This window comes from Mesorhizobium sp. M7A.F.Ce.TU.012.03.2.1 (genome assembly GCF_004006095.1).
In the GTDB taxonomy this organism is placed as follows: domain Bacteria; phylum Pseudomonadota; class Alphaproteobacteria; order Rhizobiales; family Rhizobiaceae; genus Mesorhizobium.
Genome location: NZ_CP034779.1, coordinates 2,531,080 through 2,546,848, shown reverse-complemented (window position 1 = coordinate 2,546,848; position 15,769 = coordinate 2,531,080). Strand labels below are relative to the sequence as shown.

Genomic DNA, 15,769 nt, shown 5'->3' with positions numbered 1-15,769 from the left:
CCTCAGCCTTCCAGTCTCTGCAGATGCTGTTCCAGATACGGCCGCAGGTGCTGGTGCTGCGACGGCAGCTTCAGCGCCTCGCCCAGATGAGCGGTATCCTCGTCGCGATCGAAACCCGGCTCGTTGGTGGCGACTTCGAACAGCACGCCACCCGGTGTGCGGAAATAGATCGCCCAGAAGTAGTCGCGATCGATTACTGGCGTCACCCCATAGCCGGTGTCCATCAACGCCTTGCGCACCTCAAGCTGCCTGGCGCGGTTCTCGACCGCGAAGGCGACGTGATGGACAGAGCCGGCGCCGAGATCGGCGAAGGCCGTGCTCGGCAGCGATTCGATGTCGATGACATCGGCGCCATTGCCGTTCTTCACCGCCAGCCGCTTGAGATTGCCGGACTTGTCGACTTCCTCATAGCCCATGAACTTCAGCAGCTCCTCAGTGGCGCCGCCATCCTTCAGCCTGAGCGATACCGAATGGAAACCGCGGATCGCCTGGTCGACCGGAACACCGCCTTTCGCCCAGGGCGCTCTGCCGTCACCCTTGCCCTCGACCAGCGCGAAGCCGTCACCATCCGGTCCGGCAAAAGCCAGGCGCTTCTCGCCGAAGGTCTCTTCGCGCGAGAGGCCAGTGACGCCCTCATCGGCGAAACGGCTTTCCCAATAGCCAAGCGTGCCTTCCGGCACCGAGTAGACGGTGGTTCCGACTTCCCCGACCCCATGCCGGCCCTTGCCTATATCGGGGAAAGGGAAATAGGTCATCACCGAACCCGGCGTGCCGGTCTCGTCACCGTAATAGAGGTGGTAGACGTCGGGCGCGTCGAAATTGACGGTCTTCTTGACCCGGCGCTGGCCGAGTTTCCTGGTGAAGAATTCGTTGTTCTGGCGGGCATCCCTGGCCATCGACGTGACGTGATGCAGGCCCTTGATCTGGTCGAGCATTGTCTTGCTCCTTCCTTGGTGCATGTGCGGCCCTCGCCGCTGTCCACGCCAATATGAGGACCAGAGCAGTTTAGGCAAAGGCGGCAAACACAGAATGGACTGTGTCGTAAAAGTGAACGATGGAACAAGGTTCGTTCACCAATTGGCCCGCAGAGTCGGGCTTGCGCCGTGGCCGGAATTCGGTTCCATGAAAGGCGTTCGACATCCCGCGACAAAGGTATTGTGAGTGACTGGAAAAGCCAGGCGGCCCAACATTCTCCTGATCACATGCGATCAGTGGCGTGGCGATTGTCTGTCCGCAGCCGGCCATCCGGTCGTGCAGACGCCGAATGCCGACGCTTTGGCCGCGGAGGGTGTGCTGTTCAAGCGGCACTATGGCGGCGCGGCGCCCTGTTCGCCCGCTCGCGCCTGCCTCTACACCGGCCTCTACCAGATGAACAACCGCGTCTGCCGCAACGGCACGCCGCTCGACGCTCGCCACGGCAACATCGCGCTCTCGGCTCGCGCCCTGGGCTATGATCCGACGCTGTTCGGCTACACCGACGTCTCGCTCGATCCGCGCCTGCTGGCGCCGGGCGATCCGCGGCTGCAAAGCTATGAAGGCGTGCTGCCGGGCTTTACGGTGCGCCAGTTGCTGCCCGAGCACCAGAAGCAATGGCTATCCTGGCTGGAACTGCAAGGTGTCGACGCCAGCGCCGGGTCCCCCGACATCCACCGTCCGCTGGCCGACGGCGTGGCCGGGACCATCAGCAACGCGCCGCCCGTCTACTCCGGGCAACAAACGCCGGCGGCTTTCCTGACCGGCGAATTCACGCGTTGGCTTGGCGAACAGGAGGACGCCACGCCGTGGTTCGCGCATCTTTCCTTCATCAGCCCGCACCCGCCTTTCATTGTGCCGGAGCCCTACAACACGATGTACGATCCGGCTGACGGCCCGGCCTTCCGGCGCGCGGCAAGCTGGCACGAAGAGGCGGAAAACCATCCCTATCTTGCCTATGATCTCGGCCGGCAGAAACAGATAAAATTCCGCCCGGACGCCAGAGGCAAGGTGCACGACTGGAGCGAAGACGATTTTCGCCGCATCCGCGCGATCTATTACGGCATGATTTCCGAGGTCGATGCGCAACTCGGCCGCGTCTGGAAAGCGGTTAAGGCCGCAGGCGCGTGGGACGACACCATCATCGTTCTGACCTCGGACCATGCCGAGATGATGGGCGACCATTTCATGCTGGGCAAGGGCGGCTATTTCGACGGCAGCTACCACATTCCGCTGATCATTCGCGATCCGCGCCAAGGCAAGGCGACCGGCGGCAGTGTCGACAGCTTCACCGAAGCGGTCGACATTTTGCCGACGCTTCTCGACCTGCTCGGCGAAAAGCCCGCGCCGCATCTCGACGGCGCCTCGCTGAAGCCGTTCCTGGGCGGAGAAACCCCTGCGGCCTGGCGCGATGCCGCGCATTGGGAGTTTGACTTCCGCTCGATTGCCGCGGGCGAGGCCGAAAACCATCTCGGCATCGCCTCACGCCAATGCAACCTCACCGTTATCCGCACGGAACATTTCAAATATGTGCATTTCGGCGGCAATCTGCCGCCGCTGCTCTTTGATCTTAAAAGCGATCCGGGCGAGCTGGACAATCTCGCGGCCGACCCCGGCCATCTCACCGTGCGCCTGGAATTCGCCGAACGGCTGCTCGCCTGGCGGGCCGAACATCTCGACCAGTCATTGGCACTGGCCGAATTGACCCAGAACGGCCTCGTCGGCCATGCCGCTGGCCTGCAACCTGGCCACACATAAATAAAGCCCGCGCCGTTGCCAGCGCGGGCTCATTTGGCTGAACAGAATTACCTTACGATCATGCGCTGCTGATCGCGCTGCTCAGCATAGCTGCCCTTGTCATAGGCGGTTTGAGCCTCGAGCTGTTCCTTGGTGAAGGTCGTGTAGAGGTACTTGTTGCCGTCCTTGTCGGTCATGAATTTGAGATTATCCATACCAACCGCGACCTCCTTTTCACCGACGCCTAAGAAGCCGCCAACGTCGACGATCACCGCGTCCGTCTTGTTGTCAGGCGCAAGCACGACATCGCCGATTTCGCCAACCCTGGCGTCGTTTGCGCCGTAGACAGTCGTGCCCTTCAGGTCATCGGCACGAATCTCGCCGACCGGCATCTCGGTCAACGTCGACTTGTCGATGGCGGCAGTCTGTGTCTGGTCGGGAGCCGAGGCGTCAGGGGTGGTCGCTGCCGGAGCTTCGGCGGTCTTATCTGCCGGAGCGACAGCAGGAGCCGTCGTGTCGGACGGCACAGCAGCCGGAGCGGTGGCCGCAGGCTCGTTGGAAGCCGTCGTGGCCGGCGCCGGATCATAGGCCTTGCGGTCGAAATCGGGCTGCGCCTGCAGCTCTTCCTTGGTGGTCTGGGCCACCAGCCAGCGGTCGCCATTCTTCTCGGCCCACTGCGCCTTAGAGAAATCATAGGTGACATTCTTGGCGCCGAGGCCAAGGAAACCGCCCACGCCGATGACCAGGGACTCGGCCTTGCCTTCCTTGGTCAGCACGATGTCGTTGACGTCGCCGATATTCTGCGCGTCATCACCGGTTCCGTTATATACGTCTTCACCGATGATGTTGGTGGCAAGGTTACCGTCCGCGCGCTTTACCGGTTCCGCCGGAGCGGCGTTCATGTCGGCCGGCTTTTGTGCCGTATCCGTCGTAGCAGGTGCCGTAGGTGCGGTCGCGTCGGTCGATGCCGCAGGTGCGGGGGCCGGACTGTAGGGCTGGCTGTCGAATTCCGCCTGAGCGGTCAACTCGTCCTTGGTCGTCTGGGCTACCAGCCAGCGGTCACCATTCTTTTCGGCCCACTGCAGCTTGCCGTACTCGAAGGCGACGCTCTTGGCACCGACACCCAGAAAACCGCCAACGTCGATGACGACGGATTTCGCCTGCCCATCCTTGTCGAAGACGACGTCGCTGACATCGCCGATGTTCTCGGCATCATCGCCGGTGCCGTTGTAGACGGATTCACCGATGATGTTGGTGACGATGCTGCCCTCTGCGCGGACCGTCGCGGCGCCTGACTCCTGAACGGCTGGGCTCTGTGCCGGCGCCGCAGTCGTCGCGCTCTGCGCATATGCGCCCGTCGCGATCAGTGTTGCGAGTGCGGTCGTGGCTAAAAGATTGCGGATCATGATAGTCTCTCCTCGTGCCTGATCTCGTGCGCCGCGTCTTCGCCGGAAAGTCGGACGCGGCATCTACAGGTTCACAACGTTGTGACCAGTCTGTTGTTCCGACAAAACCGCGCCGTCCGGAAATCGAAATCACAGAAATGATCGAGCGGCTTAGAAGCCCCTTCGTGTCAAGGGAACCTTTCCGTCGCCGCCGCGTTTCCGCCATCGGCTGGGCGTGTCCCGGCCGCTTTTTGGCTGACATGATGGAGGGGGGTATGAAATTCGCAGCGGTGCTGAACCGGGATGGCGGCACTTTGCGCACCACCGACCTCGTCGCCTTCTCCGACAGGATGCATCAGACGCTGGAGACGGCAGGGCACTCGCTCAGCATCGAAATTGTCGCCGGCAAGGACGTGGTGGAAACGCTCGACAGCGCGGCTTCGCGTCGCTCTGTCGACGTCGTGCTGGCGGGTGGCGGCGATGGGACCATTTCCGCCGCGGCCGCGCGGCTGATGGGCACGAAGAAGGCGCTTGCCATATTGCCGGCCGGCACCATGAACCTGTTCGCGCGGGGGTTGGGCATTCCGCAGTCACTCGATGGAGCGCTGAAATCCTTCGCCGACGGCGAAATCATCGCGGTCGACGTGGCGACCGCCAATGGCCAACCTTTCATACATCAGTTCTCGATCGGCATGCATGCGAAGATGGTGCAACTGCGCCAGAAGATGGAGTTCGGTTCGCGGTTGGGAAAGATCCGCGCCTCGGCCAAAGCGGCTTGGGCGACGATCAACAATCCACCTGCGATGAATGTGACGCTCGGCATCGGCGAAGCCGAAATGGCGGCACGCATCACCGGCATCGGCATCACCAACAATTTGTTCGGCGAAGGCCATTTGCCTTACGCCGACAATCCGGCGGGCGGCGTGCTCGGTGTCTATGTCACGGTGGCGAAGCAGCGCGCCGAATTGGTCAAGTTTTTCTTCAACGTGGCGCGCGGCAAATGGCGCGACAACGAACATGTCGAAATCCACCAGACGAACAGAACGGTGCTGAAAATCCATTCGAGCAGCCGCAAGTTTCGCGCTGTGATGGACGGCGAATTGGTCAGGCTTGACCGTGAAACGGTAATCGAAATCCAGCCTGGCGCGCTGAATGTGCTGGTGCCGGCGAGCGCGGCCCAATCGAGAGCCGCCTGATGCGATGCGTTGCAACGAACAAACCGGCTTTAGCCAGCAGGAGCCTGCTCGGTGGTGCTGGGCGTGGGGACATGCTGTTCATCGCTGGTTGGCGCCTTGATCAACACACCATAAATCTCGGCAATGCCCCACGCAGCAAACACCAGAAGCAATGCGGCGATCAGGATTCGAAATCCATGCCAGCCCCATCGCCCCTGCCGCGCCTTGTTTTCTGGAATGATCTTGGCCATGCTCGATCCCTGTCTCATTCTGCACCAGCTGGCGCGCTCGGCAAATCATGGTCGGGTAACGGTTCCTCGCTAGGATGGTTCCGGAAAAGCGCGCTGGCCTTGCACCAGCGCAAGCAGGCGGCGGCGAAGACCGGGACGAGGCAAGTGGGGTGACTGGCAAGACGCAAACAGTGCCCGAGCTGCCGGCCGAAGTTGCGCGCGCAGTCAAGGATGTTGACCGGCTCGCGGTGCTGCACGGGTTGGAGATGCTGGATACGGCGGCCGATCCCGATTTCGACCGCGTCAGCAGCCTTGCCGCGGCGGTGATGCAGGTGCCGATGGCCCTGGTCACGCTCGTCGACCTCGAACGGCAGTGGTTCACATCCTGCTTCGGCCTGGACGAGGCCGAAACCGCGACCGACGTCTCCTTCTGCGCCCATGCGATTGCCGCCGGCGACGAACCGATGGTGGTGGTGGATGCAACGACGGATCCCCGTTTCAAGACCAACCCGCTGGTCACCGGAAAGCACCATGTCCGCTTCTATGCCGGAGCGCCGATGGTTGTGGCAGGTGCCCGCATCGGCACGCTGTGCGTGCTCGACCGCTCGCCGCATGGTTTTCCATCCCACGCCGAGCTCGACCAGCTGAAGTCGCTCGCCGGCCTCGCTGCCAGCCTGTTCACCCTCAAGGACGCAACCCGCAGCGGCGCGATCGCCGAGGCCGCACTGGTTCGCGAGGAAAAACGACGCGCCATCGCACTCGATGCGGCGTCGCTCGCCAGTTGGGCATGGGATATCCGCACCGATATCATCGAATGCGACACATTGATGTCGGAGCTGTTCAGCCTGCCGCGCTCCAACCGGCTGCGCGCACGTGACATCCTCACCGCCATCGATCCGCGTGACGTCTACCAGACCGAAACCCGCTTTCGCGACGCCCTGACCGGCAGCGACGACTATTTCGGCGAATACCGGGTGAAGGGCTTTCATCCGCCGCGCTGGCTCGCCACGCGCGGCCGTGTCATCGAGCGTGACGGCGACGGCAAGCCGACCTTGATCTTCGGCGTCAACTACGACATCTCCGAGCGCAAGCTCGGCGACGAACGGCAACGGCTGCTGCTGCGTGAGCTCAACCATCGCGTCAAGAACACTTTGGCAACCGTCCAGGCGCTGGCAACGCAGACCGTACGCCATGCCCGCCAGCCAAGCCAGTTCCTTGAGGCCTTCGGCGCCAGGCTTCAGGCCTTGGGCATCGCCCACAATCTGTTGTCGGACCGCGAGTGGCGTGGCATCGGCATCAGTGAACTCGTCCAGATCGAGGTCAAACCTTTCGAAACGGCCGAGCAGCCGCGCATGACGATCTCCGGCGACGACCTGCTGCTGTCGCCCGACCAGGCCGTCGGGCTTGGCCTGATCCTGCATGAACTCGCCAGCAACGCGCTGAAATATGGGTCGCTGTCGGTGCCGTCAGGCAGGGTCGACCTCGGCTGGAGGACGCAAGGCAGGAGGGATGCCCGGCGTCTTGTGCTGACCTGGCGCGAAAGCGGCGGCCCGCAAGTCGCTCCGCCGGATCGGCACGGCTTCGGCTCGATCCTCATTCGCCGCAGCCTGGCCAAGGTCATTTCCAGCGAAGTGACCCATGAATTCCGGCCGGAGGGCGTGTTTGCCGAAATCTCGATGCCGCTGGAAGAGTTGTCAAAGTGACCTCTCCCAACAGCTCTATCTCCGCTCGCTCTCATCCAGATCGTCGGATTTCACATTCTCGCGGTAGATGGCGTAGGCCGCGAGCGCCACGGCCGGCCCAAGAATGACGCCGAGACCGCCTTTTCCCTTGAGCAGGCTCGGCAGCACGGCGAGTGCGGCGGTGATGCCGATCGCCTTCATGTCGGCATTGCGGCGCTGCGCCCGGCGCCGGGCGCGTGAGCCTGCGGAGATCCGGTAGATCAGCAGGATAAGTCCGGCAAGCACCAGGAAACCGACGCCAAACCCCAGTGCCGCGGCAAGCGGCCCATAGCGCAGCGCCGTCCAGATATAGGCGGCCCCGACAAGAAAGCCGAGACCGCAAAGTGCGGCGGCCAGGGCGATCACATAGACGATTGCCGCCGTGCGCGCCCGGTGTATGGCGGCCACGGTTTCCCCCGAGGCGAGGCCCGAGATCAGGGTTGCCAACATTCCCATCCGGAGCGCGACTAGCGACGCGCGATGAGCGCGAAAAGGAAGCCTACGCCGGCGGCGATCGCCAGTGACGTCACCGGCTTTTCACGCACGCTTGCCATCATCTGCGCTTCGATGTCCTTGGCATTGCTGCGCAGGCTGTCAAAGGCTGCTTCGCCCTGCGCACGCAACTGCTCGACCCCTTCCGTGGCTGCGCGGCGCGCGGTGCCATAGCCATGCTCGCCGGTCTTGGCCAGTTGTTTGGTGAGCTTGTCGATGTCGGCCTTCAACTGCCTGATGTCGGCTTCCAGGTCCGCATTTGCACGGGCGTCGTTTGCGGTCTTTCCTGCGGCAGTGGCCATGGCTTAACTCCTTGTGATTGCTTGGTTTCAAACGCGCTGCGCGTCTCAAGGTTCCGGCATCGGGGACAAAGTAGCCGAAAACGCATCGGCGCGCACCCGGTCCGCCGGCTCCGGCAAAACACGCTTCCTCAGATTAATGGCCGGCGCGCTTCACCCAGCCCTTCCCAGCCGGCGAGCCGCTTGAGCCCTTCATTGTCGGAAACCACGCAGCCGCCGTCGCGCCAGACGATCAGCTTGCGATCCATCAGCTTGCGGATCGTCTTGTTGGTGTGAACCAGCGACAGGCCAAGCGTATCGGCGATGTGCTGTTGCGTGATCGGTATCTGGACGGATTGGTTGCCATTCAGTCCGACAACCTTGGCGCGGCTGCCGATGAAGGCGATGAGATAGGCAGCGCGCTCGATCGCACTGCGGCGCCCGAGGCTGAGCAGATTCTCGTCCAGCATCCGCTCTTCACGCGATGCGATCCAGGTGATGTCATAGGCCAGCCCGGGATGATTGCGGTACAGCTCATGCAGATATTCGCGCTCGAAAACACACAGCAGCATCGGCGACAGTGCCTCCACGGAATGCTGCATCTCGCCCATCACACTGCCTTGCAAGCCAATCAGATCACCGGGCATGAGATAGTTGAGGATCTGGCGGCGGCCGTCCAGCAACAGCTTGTAGCGAAACGCCCAGCCGGAGAGCACGGTGTAGAGATGGGCGCTATGGCTTCCCTCCACCAGCACCGTGCCACCCTTTTCGACTGCGAGTTCGCCCTTCTTGAATTTGCTGATGAAGGCCAGTTCCTGTTTTTCGAAATCGCGAAAAATCGGCAACGGCCGCAATGGGCAGTTCTCGCAAGGATATTGGCGGCTGGAGAAAGCGCTATTGTTCTGAACCGACATTTCGACCCCCCTTCGAAAGCCGCTCTTGGAGAGCGCGTTTCAACGCGTTGCAAGGATTGAGGTTCCGCCTGCTGGGCCACATGTCTTTTTTAAATGACAGCAAGCGAATTAGCGATCATGACTCCGGCGTTTCAAGGAGTCTTTGCCTGTGCCCACATTGCTTGACGGATTGCGGATTCTGGTCCTGGAGGACGAATTTCTGATCGCCATGGACGTCGAGCAGCTTTGCCGCGACCATGGCGCCGATGAGGTGGTGATCGCCCGTGACCTGACCGAGGTCGATGGCCGCGAGGTCGCCACGCGATTCGATGCAGCCATTGTCGACTTGATGCTGGGCGGCGCCTCAACCATCGATTTCGCCTCCGGGCTGCGCGCGGCAGGCATACCTTTCGTGTTTGCGTCGGGCTATTCGGATGTCGATGAAATCAAGGCATCGTTTCCGGGCGTCAGGCTGGTTGGCAAACCCTATTCGGGTGAAGACCTCGTGCAAGCAGTCGCCGCGGCCTGCGGACGCGCTTGAGACACGATCGCGGTCAGCTCGCCGGCGAGCTCGTTACCTGGGCCGAAATTGCGTCCGGACCATACTCGTCCTCGCCTGATATTTTCAGGATCTCCTGCAAGCGCGTACGGGCTCGGCTGACGCGGCTCTTGATCGTTCCCACCGCGCAACCGCAGATCTCGGCGGCCTCCTCGTAGGAGAAACCAGATGCGCCGATGAGGATGATGGCTTCGCGTTGGTCCTCCGGCAATTGCTCCAGGGCGCCGCGAAAATCCTTCAGGTCGAGTTGGCCGTGCTGGGCCGGATGAACGGCAAGCCTGGCCGTCATGATACCGTCGCTGTCCTGCACTTCGCGCCCGCGCTTGCGCATCTGCGAATAGAACTCGTTGCGCAGGATGGTGAAAAGCCAGGCCTTGAGATTGGTGCCGGGCTGGAAGCTCTCATGCTTGTCCCAGGCCTTGACGAGCGTTTCCTGGACGAGGTCGTCGGCTTTGTCGGCATTTTGCGTCAGCGACACGGCGAACGCGCGCAGACTTGGGATTGCCCCAAGCAGATCGGTCTTGAAGCCTTGTGAGACCGCGGCCATGCCTCAGTCCTTCTTCTGTGCGGGTTCAGCCCGTTCCAGCTGGCTAAGCAACTGGGAAAAGCGATCCGGCACATCGTCGGAGACCAGCGCGTCGTAATATTGTTTGAGTTTGCGTCCGATTTCGGAGTTCGGCCCAAGAGCATCACCAGAACCATTCCGGCGCCTGCTCTCGGCGCCAGCCAGAATATCTTTCGTCATATCCTTCATTTTGCCCTTGTATTCCCAGCGCTCAAACCGCTCTTATCATACTCAACACAACGCAAGCGGCGCCCTCGTCTGGTTGCCCATCCCGACCCCAAACGCCCCTCCCCGGTATTTGTTCCGTCGAGGCGGAACTTTTTCTAAAAATCCGCGTTATCGTCAGGGCTTGCAGTCAGCTACGCATTCACGTCATTCTGAGGGAGACGTCTTACCATGAGCTTATCCGCCACCATCGCACCACATCTGCCCTTCCTACGCCGCTTCTCGCGGGCTGTTTCCGGGTCGCAAGAGAGTGGTGATGCGCTGGTAGCCGCGATGCTCGAGGCCATCATCGCCGATATCGAGATATTTCCCGAAGCATCGAGCGACCGCATCGCGCTGTACAAGGTTTTCGCCAAGCTATTCACATCGGTCGCCATTCGCGTTCCACAGGAGCAGGCGCAATCGGCGTGGGAACAGCGCACCGCCGCCAATCTGAATGCGATCGCGCCGCGGCCCCGTCAGGCCTTCCTCCTCGTGGCTGTCGAAGGCTTCAGCGAGGACGAAGCGGCTGAGATCCTCGACGTCGGCGACCAGGAGTTTTCAGAGCTGCTTGCCCAGGCGAGCAACGAGATATCCCGTCAGGTGGCAACCGACGTTCTGATCATCGAGGATGAACCGCTGATCGCCATGGATATCGAAGAAATGGTAGAGAGCCTCGGGCACCGCGTCGTTGGAACGGCGCGCACCCATGCCGAGGCCGTGATGATGTTCGGCAAGACACGGCCGAAGATGGTTCTGGCCGACATCCAGCTTGCCGACGGCAGTTCCGGCATCGAGGCCGTGAACGAGATCCTGTCATCGACGTCGGTGCCGGTCATCTTCATCACCGCCTTCCCCGAGCGCCTGTTGACTGGCGAGCGGCCGGAACCAGCCTTCCTGGTCACCAAGCCGTTCAATCCCGACATGGTCAAGGCGCTGATCAGCCAGGCACTGTTTTTTGACCGGCAGGCGAAAGCAGCAGCATAGTCGCGAATTGAGGAGTGGAGGAATTGAGGAATTGAGGAATTGAGGAATTGAAGGCGATAGCCTCGCTCGCCGATTTCTCCAGATCATCAAAATCGTCAATTCATCAATTCCTCAATTCTTCAATTCTTCACTTCGGGCCGCCTGATCCACGCATCGGGCGGTGAGGGCGAATTTCCTGCGCGTCCGGCTGCCGAACGAATTGCAAGCTCGGTCTTTTTCGGCAAAGGGTGGGAACAAACCGCAACCACCCACGTTTTTATCGCATCATTCGAAGGAGATGCATCATGCTTTACTGGGCGCTCGTATTTCTCGTCGTTGCGATCATCGCCGGCGCGCTTGGTTTCGGTGGCATCGCCGGTACATCTGCCGGCATAGCGCAGATATTGTTTTTCATCTTCCTCGCTTTCCTGGTCATTTCGCTTCTTGCGGGCCTGTTCAAACGGGCTTCGTAAGGACGGACGGCCGAACACTGGAAGCCGCACCCCTCAAACGGTTTCCAGCCACCGCCGGGCGGTGTCCTTCAAAGGACGCCGTCCGGCGGACCGTTTTTTGGCGGCGGGTTCGGGAAACCTCTTTGGAACCCATTCACCGGTGAGCCGTTCAGCCTGAATTGGGTGGACAGTTTGGCCGATGAGTTCCAGGACCGGAAACAGGAAGGACGACGTGCAAAGCGATGAAGTCATCGCCCTCCATCCTGCCGAAAGCGGCATGCAGCTCGGCCGCGCCCTTCTGCATGCGTTGCACAATGCCGGCATTTCCGTTCTCTACCAGGATCGCGAGATGAAAACCGTATGGGCGCGCAACATGCGTGCGCCCTGGGTTTCGGACACCGCCGACAGCATCGGTATTCTGCCGGAGGCGCAGGCCGACCGCATCGGCGCGGCCAAGCGCGACGTCATTGCATCCGGCAACCCCCAACGTCTCGAGATCAGCGTTCCCGTCGAGGATGGCAGCCGCTGGTTTGAGGTCTGGATCGATGCCGATCACGGCGACGGCGGCACGGTGCAAGGGGTCGTCACCACGATGGTCGAGACGACCGAGCAGAAGCGCCGTGAGCAGACCCTGACGACTCTGTTGCGGGAGGTGAGCCATCGCTCGAAAAACCTGCTGGCGATCATCCAGAGCATAGCCACCCAGACCGGTCGCTACTCCGACAGCATCGGCGATTTCCTGACACGTTTTCGCGGCCGGCTGCAATCGCTGGCTTCGTCCCAGGATCTCGTGACCTCTTCCAACTGGCGGGGCGCCGCACTTCGCGAACTCGTATCGGGCCAGGTGGGCCGCTACGGCGGTGATCCGGTTCGCAGCCTGCGGTTTCAGGGGGCAAACCCCTATCTCAATCCCAACGCTGCCCTGCATATCGGCCTTGCGATGCATGAACTCGCCGTCAATTCGGTGAGCTATGGCGCCCTGTCGCGGCCCGATGGATTCGTCAATGTTACAGCCAACCTGACCGCCGCCGACACGGGAACCTCCCTGTCGCTGATATGGGCCGAGGCAATCGGAGCCAGTGATGTCAGGCGTAGCGAGAAGCGCTTCGGCAGTGTCGCACTCGAACGGGTCGTGCCGGCGTCACTGAACGGAACGGCGACGCTCGAAATCGCGGCTGGCCGTCTCGAGTACCGCCTTGTCGTTCCGCACGGCAATTTCGAGACGGATTGAGCGACCCGAGCTTTCTTAACCAGCTGTTCACCATAAATGCAGATGCTGTTTTTCCCAGATACCGCTGGAACCTGTTGCATCACCGAACATTTCCGCAGCAGGATTTGCAGCATGGTGCGGGAGGAATGCCTTGACGGTTGTCGACATGAACAGACTGGAGCAGGCCGCCCGGATTTCCATGGGCGAGTTTGAGGACTCCGAGTCATCCGCGCCACCGCTGGCCCCTGTCCCCAACGGAGCCTTGCGCCTTGTTGCGTTGGCCTTGGTGGCGGTGATCATGGTGGTCGCCCTGTACCAGCTGGTCTATTGAGGCCAGCTCGTTTCGGCCGGCGACAGAATCAATTGTCGCCGTCTTAGTTACTGCCCGCCCAGCGAGCCAGGAACTTTGGCTGATGTAGACCGTTACTATGGCGAGAGGACTTTCCCGCCATGGAACATATCGCTGCATTGCTGCTGGTCATCGGTTGCTCGAACACGATGGCCGACTGCCGTGAACTCCAGGTGCCCGTCAGCATTTTCGCGACCGCCGAGCAATGTGTGGCCGAGCGCCCATTCGTCTTGGGCGACGTGCAAGGGCAGGCTGATCACATCGTCGCCAAATGTCTTGCCGTCGATCCGGTGCTTGAAGACGACTATGATCAGATCGTCTGGAACGTGCGCGCCGATGGTACGCTTGACGCTTCTTTGGCAATTTCCAGCCTGGTAATGGCGTCGAACGCGGCAGGCCCAGAAAAAGACTATCTTCACCAACAATAGATTGCAGCAGCAAAGGCCGTCATTTCATGCTAAATGGCAGCTGGAGCTTTACCAAGTGAGGACAAAAAGTGAGGAGTGACTCTATGCGGAAGATGATTATTGCCCTGGTTGCGGTGGTTGCCGTCAGCGGCTGCACCTCGACCGAACAGGACGTGGTTGGCGGCGGCTTGATCGGCGCCGGTGTCGGCGGCTTGGTCGGCGGCGGCAAGGGCGCGCTGATCGGCGCGGCCGTTGGCGCCGGTTCCGGCCTGCTGGTGCGCAATCTGCGCAACGGCTATTGCCAATATCGCGATCATCGCGGCCGGATCTACACGGCTCGCTGCAACTAATTCGGCGATAATCGAAACGTCGATCCGGAGGCTGGTCCGCTGGCCTTCGGATTTTTCATGTCCGGCGCTTGATCCTTTTCGGGAGAAGGTCGCGCTCAATTGGCGAGTGGAATTTTGATTTCCACGTTCAGCCCATTGGCCTGGTAGTCGCGCTTGATCGTACCGCGTAATTCGCGCGTCACGTTGAGATCGATCAGCTTGGTGCCGAAGCCGGTTTCGGCGGGAGCTTCGAGTTTCTTCTGCCCGTTTTCGCGCCAGTTGAGGGCCAGCGTCCTGTCGCGCCCACGCCCTTCCAGAGACCAATCCACTTTCAGTGCCCCCACGGAATTGCCGGCTTCGCCGTATTTCAGCGCATTCGTCGCCAGTTCGTGGAAGGTCAGGCCGAGCGCTTGCGTCGTGGTTTCGTCAAGCAGCACCTGCGGCCCTGACAGCAGCCCCTCGGGCAACTCCTTGCCGAACACCTGGCCGAGTTCGATGCGCAAGAGATCGCCAAGATCGGCCTTCTGCCAGCGAGAGCGCGTCAGCATGTCCTGGGACGCTGCCATCGCCTGCAGCCTGGCCGAGAAAGATGCGGAAAACTCGTTGACGTCGGTAGCCCGCGATGCCGTCTGGCGCGCGATCGCCAGCACCCTGGTGATCGAATTCTTGATGCGATGCTTCATCTCCTGCAGCATCAGGTCTTTTTCGATCAGGCTCTTTTCCGTGGTTTCGTGCAACCGCGACGCCGCCTCATAGGCCCGCTCCTGATATCGCGCCACCAGCGCGATGGCGCCCGCCAACAGCAGGCCGAATAGCCCCAGCATCACCGGAATGGCGCGCGACGACGGCTGCGAGAAGGCGCTTGTCGGCCGGAACAGGACAGTCCATGGCCGTCCGGCGACGATGATCTTTCGGGTGACCAGCAGCCTGTCGCCGAAAGTCGAAGCTGGCGGCGTCTCCGACCGGAACAGCAGATTGTCGCCGCTCACGGCACCATCGCCGTCATAGATTTCGGTGTTGACCGGCAGTAGCGGCGACCGGCTGAGCGCGGTCTGGAACAGATCGCGAGCCCGGAAGGCCGCATAGAGAAAACCTGATGTCGAGGATATCGAAGCATTGATGACGTCGGGAGCGGTTTCGACATTGAGCCGCACGAAAACGAAGAAGCCGGTGAACGTCTGCGAGGCGCCCGTGTCCTGGCCCAGCTGCACCAACCCGCTGGCGTGCTGCTGGTCGTCGGACATCGCCTTTTCGATCGCCACACGCCGCATCGGTTCGCTGAACATGTCGTAGCCGATGGCGGCTTGGTTGGATGGATCCAGCGGTTCGAACAGCACGATAGGGGTACGCCAGGGTTGCGTGGTATCCGGGTAGATTGGATGACTGACGCCATAATCGTGCAGCATATCGCGTTCGACCGTCGCCTCGTCGCCCGTCTTTGCCAGCCTGAGGAAACCGATGCCGCGCAAGCCGGCGAAATTCTTGTCGACATCGAGCGCGTTGAAGAACGCCTTGAACTCATTGCGAGAAATATCGCCATTGCGGGCGTCGAACAGGGCCTGCGTCGAGCGCAGCAGCGACAGATGCAGGTCGATGCGGCTCTCGATCCGGTTGAGCGCGTCGTCGGCAGTCGCCTCGAACTTGATGCGCGCGGCTTCCTGTGTGGCGAAATAGGCGAAACCTGCCATCACCATGCTGATTAGTGCGACGGCGATAAAGGCGATGATCGGGAAAAGCTTCTTCAACGGATCGTGCGGTCCCTGAGCGATATCGGACCTTTATGGGCAAGTCGCCGTGCCAACACAATGCCAAGGCCAAGCCATCCTTACGGCTGGCATATCACGT

General features: G+C 61.3%; 19 protein-coding genes. 9 read left to right on the top strand and 10 right to left on the bottom strand.

What is annotated here, in order from left to right:
- Window positions 1-2 precede the first annotated feature (2 nt).
- Window positions 3-935 carry a VOC family protein gene (locus EJ079_RS12305; protein WP_127397680.1) on the bottom strand — a complete coding sequence of 311 codons (933 nt, stop codon included), beginning with the start codon at window positions 933-935 and terminating at the stop codon, window positions 3-5.
- Window positions 936-1,161: 226 nt separating this feature from the next.
- Between EJ079_RS12305 and EJ079_RS12300 the strand changes: the two genes are divergently transcribed.
- Window positions 1,162-2,730: an alkaline phosphatase family protein gene (locus tag EJ079_RS12300; protein WP_127809095.1), complete on the top strand. Its 1,569-nt coding sequence runs from the start codon at window positions 1,162-1,164 to the stop codon at window positions 2,728-2,730.
- A gap of 47 nt (window positions 2,731-2,777) precedes the next feature.
- Here EJ079_RS12300 and EJ079_RS12295 read toward each other — a convergent pair whose 3' ends face one another.
- Window positions 2,778-4,115 (bottom strand): PRC-barrel domain-containing protein, encoded by a 1,338-nt coding sequence (locus EJ079_RS12295; protein ID WP_127809094.1) that lies wholly within the window; start codon window positions 4,113-4,115, stop codon window positions 2,778-2,780.
- A 254-nt stretch (window positions 4,116-4,369) separates the two neighbouring features.
- Here EJ079_RS12295 and EJ079_RS12290 point away from each other — a divergent pair, with 254 nt between their 5' ends.
- Window positions 4,370-5,290: a diacylglycerol kinase family protein gene (locus EJ079_RS12290; protein WP_127809093.1), complete on the top strand. Its 921-nt coding sequence runs from the start codon at window positions 4,370-4,372 to the stop codon at window positions 5,288-5,290.
- Between the two features lie 29 nt (window positions 5,291-5,319).
- Here EJ079_RS12290 and EJ079_RS12285 read toward each other — a convergent pair whose 3' ends face one another.
- The gene (locus tag EJ079_RS12285; RefSeq protein ID WP_127269171.1) at window positions 5,320-5,520 is read right to left on the bottom strand and encodes a hypothetical protein; all 201 of its coding nucleotides are present in this window, start codon (window positions 5,518-5,520) and stop codon (window positions 5,320-5,322) included.
- Window positions 5,521-5,669: 149 nt separating this feature from the next.
- On the opposite strand from EJ079_RS12285, the gene EJ079_RS12280 reads away from it, so the two are divergent.
- On the top strand, window positions 5,670-7,202 hold the full coding sequence (locus EJ079_RS12280; RefSeq protein ID WP_127395722.1) for an HWE histidine kinase domain-containing protein: 1,533 nt from the start codon (window positions 5,670-5,672) through the stop codon (window positions 7,200-7,202).
- Window positions 7,203-7,217: 15 nt separating this feature from the next.
- Here the strand turns inward: EJ079_RS12280 and EJ079_RS12275 are convergent, their stop codons facing one another.
- From EJ079_RS12275 to EJ079_RS12265, 3 genes are all read right to left on the bottom strand, one after another.
- On the bottom strand, window positions 7,218-7,676 hold the full coding sequence (locus EJ079_RS12275) for a hypothetical protein (RefSeq protein WP_127395721.1): 459 nt from the start codon (window positions 7,674-7,676) through the stop codon (window positions 7,218-7,220).
- A gap of 11 nt (window positions 7,677-7,687) precedes the next feature.
- Window positions 7,688-8,014 carry a DUF883 family protein gene (locus tag EJ079_RS12270; protein ID WP_023811001.1) on the bottom strand — a complete coding sequence of 109 codons (327 nt, stop codon included), beginning with the start codon at window positions 8,012-8,014 and terminating at the stop codon, window positions 7,688-7,690.
- 128 nt (window positions 8,015-8,142) lie between these two features.
- Window positions 8,143-8,904: a Crp/Fnr family transcriptional regulator gene (locus EJ079_RS12265; RefSeq protein ID WP_127269632.1), complete on the bottom strand. Its 762-nt coding sequence runs from the start codon at window positions 8,902-8,904 to the stop codon at window positions 8,143-8,145.
- A 148-nt stretch (window positions 8,905-9,052) separates the two neighbouring features.
- Here EJ079_RS12265 and EJ079_RS12260 point away from each other — a divergent pair, with 148 nt between their 5' ends.
- Window positions 9,053-9,424 (top strand): response regulator, encoded by a 372-nt coding sequence (locus EJ079_RS12260; RefSeq protein WP_127269631.1) that lies wholly within the window; start codon window positions 9,053-9,055, stop codon window positions 9,422-9,424.
- Between the two features lie 13 nt (window positions 9,425-9,437).
- Here EJ079_RS12260 and EJ079_RS12255 read toward each other — a convergent pair whose 3' ends face one another.
- Together EJ079_RS12255 and EJ079_RS12250 are read right to left on the bottom strand one after the other, a co-directional pair.
- Entirely contained in the window at window positions 9,438-9,989 is a 552-nt protein-coding gene (locus EJ079_RS12255; protein WP_013529285.1) for an RNA polymerase sigma factor, read from the bottom strand.
- Window positions 9,990-9,992: 3 nt separating this feature from the next.
- On the bottom strand, window positions 9,993-10,196 hold the full coding sequence (locus tag EJ079_RS12250; protein ID WP_127269630.1) for a NepR family anti-sigma factor: 204 nt from the start codon (window positions 10,194-10,196) through the stop codon (window positions 9,993-9,995).
- A gap of 207 nt (window positions 10,197-10,403) precedes the next feature.
- Here EJ079_RS12250 and EJ079_RS12245 point away from each other — a divergent pair, with 207 nt between their 5' ends.
- The 3 genes from EJ079_RS12245 (at window position 10,404) to EJ079_RS12235 (ending at window position 12,860) form a co-directional block, all read left to right on the top strand.
- The gene (locus tag EJ079_RS12245; RefSeq protein WP_023810997.1) at window positions 10,404-11,198 is read left to right on the top strand and encodes a response regulator; all 795 of its coding nucleotides are present in this window, start codon (window positions 10,404-10,406) and stop codon (window positions 11,196-11,198) included.
- A gap of 284 nt (window positions 11,199-11,482) precedes the next feature.
- On the top strand, window positions 11,483-11,650 hold the full coding sequence (locus tag EJ079_RS12240; protein ID WP_013529282.1) for a DUF1328 domain-containing protein: 168 nt from the start codon (window positions 11,483-11,485) through the stop codon (window positions 11,648-11,650).
- Between the two features lie 178 nt (window positions 11,651-11,828).
- Entirely contained in the window at window positions 11,829-12,860 is a 1,032-nt protein-coding gene (locus EJ079_RS12235) for a sensor histidine kinase (RefSeq protein ID WP_164873774.1), read from the top strand.
- Between the two features lie 27 nt (window positions 12,861-12,887).
- Here the strand turns inward: EJ079_RS12235 and EJ079_RS33270 are convergent, their stop codons facing one another.
- Window positions 12,888-13,139 (bottom strand): hypothetical protein, encoded by a 252-nt coding sequence (locus EJ079_RS33270; RefSeq protein WP_164873773.1) that lies wholly within the window; start codon window positions 13,137-13,139, stop codon window positions 12,888-12,890.
- Between the two features lie 150 nt (window positions 13,140-13,289).
- Here EJ079_RS33270 and EJ079_RS12225 point away from each other — a divergent pair, with 150 nt between their 5' ends.
- On the top strand, window positions 13,290-13,616 hold the full coding sequence (locus EJ079_RS12225) for a hypothetical protein (RefSeq protein WP_127267715.1): 327 nt from the start codon (window positions 13,290-13,292) through the stop codon (window positions 13,614-13,616).
- Between the two features lie 83 nt (window positions 13,617-13,699).
- On the top strand, window positions 13,700-13,945 hold the full coding sequence (locus tag EJ079_RS12220) for a membrane lipoprotein lipid attachment site-containing protein (protein ID WP_023810994.1): 246 nt from the start codon (window positions 13,700-13,702) through the stop codon (window positions 13,943-13,945).
- A gap of 95 nt (window positions 13,946-14,040) precedes the next feature.
- On the opposite strand, the gene EJ079_RS12215 is transcribed toward EJ079_RS12220, so the two are convergent.
- The gene (locus EJ079_RS12215) at window positions 14,041-15,669 is read right to left on the bottom strand and encodes a CHASE domain-containing protein (RefSeq protein WP_127809090.1); all 1,629 of its coding nucleotides are present in this window, start codon (window positions 15,667-15,669) and stop codon (window positions 14,041-14,043) included.
- Window positions 15,670-15,769 lie beyond the last annotated feature (100 nt).

Excerpts from the sequence above, each read along its gene's own strand:
- EJ079_RS12270 (WP_023811001.1), bottom strand. The coding sequence starts at position 8,014 with ATGGCCACTGCCGCAGGAAAGACCGCAAACGACGCCCGTGCAAATGCG.
- EJ079_RS33270 (WP_164873773.1), bottom strand. The coding sequence starts at position 13,139 with ATGATCACCGCCACCAAGGCCAACGCAACAAGGCGCAAGGCTCCGTTG.
- EJ079_RS12240 (WP_013529282.1), top strand. The coding sequence starts at position 11,483 with ATGCTTTACTGGGCGCTCGTATTTCTCGTCGTTGCGATCATCGCCGGC.
- EJ079_RS12250 (WP_127269630.1), bottom strand. The coding sequence starts at position 10,196 with ATGAAGGATATGACGAAAGATATTCTGGCTGGCGCCGAGAGCAGGCGC.
- EJ079_RS12285 (WP_127269171.1), bottom strand. The coding sequence starts at position 5,520 with ATGGCCAAGATCATTCCAGAAAACAAGGCGCGGCAGGGGCGATGGGGC.
- EJ079_RS12220 (WP_023810994.1), top strand. The coding sequence starts at position 13,700 with ATGCGGAAGATGATTATTGCCCTGGTTGCGGTGGTTGCCGTCAGCGGC.
- EJ079_RS12305 (WP_127397680.1), bottom strand. The coding sequence starts at position 935 with ATGCTCGACCAGATCAAGGGCCTGCATCACGTCACGTCGATGGCCAGG.
- EJ079_RS12265 (WP_127269632.1), bottom strand. The coding sequence starts at position 8,904 with ATGTCGGTTCAGAACAATAGCGCTTTCTCCAGCCGCCAATATCCTTGC.
- EJ079_RS12255 (WP_013529285.1), bottom strand. The coding sequence starts at position 9,989 with ATGGCCGCGGTCTCACAAGGCTTCAAGACCGATCTGCTTGGGGCAATC.
- EJ079_RS12295 (WP_127809094.1), bottom strand. The coding sequence starts at position 4,115 with ATGATCCGCAATCTTTTAGCCACGACCGCACTCGCAACACTGATCGCG.
- EJ079_RS12275 (WP_127395721.1), bottom strand. The coding sequence starts at position 7,676 with ATGGGAATGTTGGCAACCCTGATCTCGGGCCTCGCCTCGGGGGAAACC.
- EJ079_RS12235 (WP_164873774.1), top strand. The coding sequence starts at position 11,829 with ATGAGTTCCAGGACCGGAAACAGGAAGGACGACGTGCAAAGCGATGAA.
- EJ079_RS12225 (WP_127267715.1), top strand. The coding sequence starts at position 13,290 with ATGGAACATATCGCTGCATTGCTGCTGGTCATCGGTTGCTCGAACACG.
- EJ079_RS12290 (WP_127809093.1), top strand. The coding sequence starts at position 4,370 with ATGAAATTCGCAGCGGTGCTGAACCGGGATGGCGGCACTTTGCGCACC.
- EJ079_RS12245 (WP_023810997.1), top strand. The coding sequence starts at position 10,404 with ATGAGCTTATCCGCCACCATCGCACCACATCTGCCCTTCCTACGCCGC.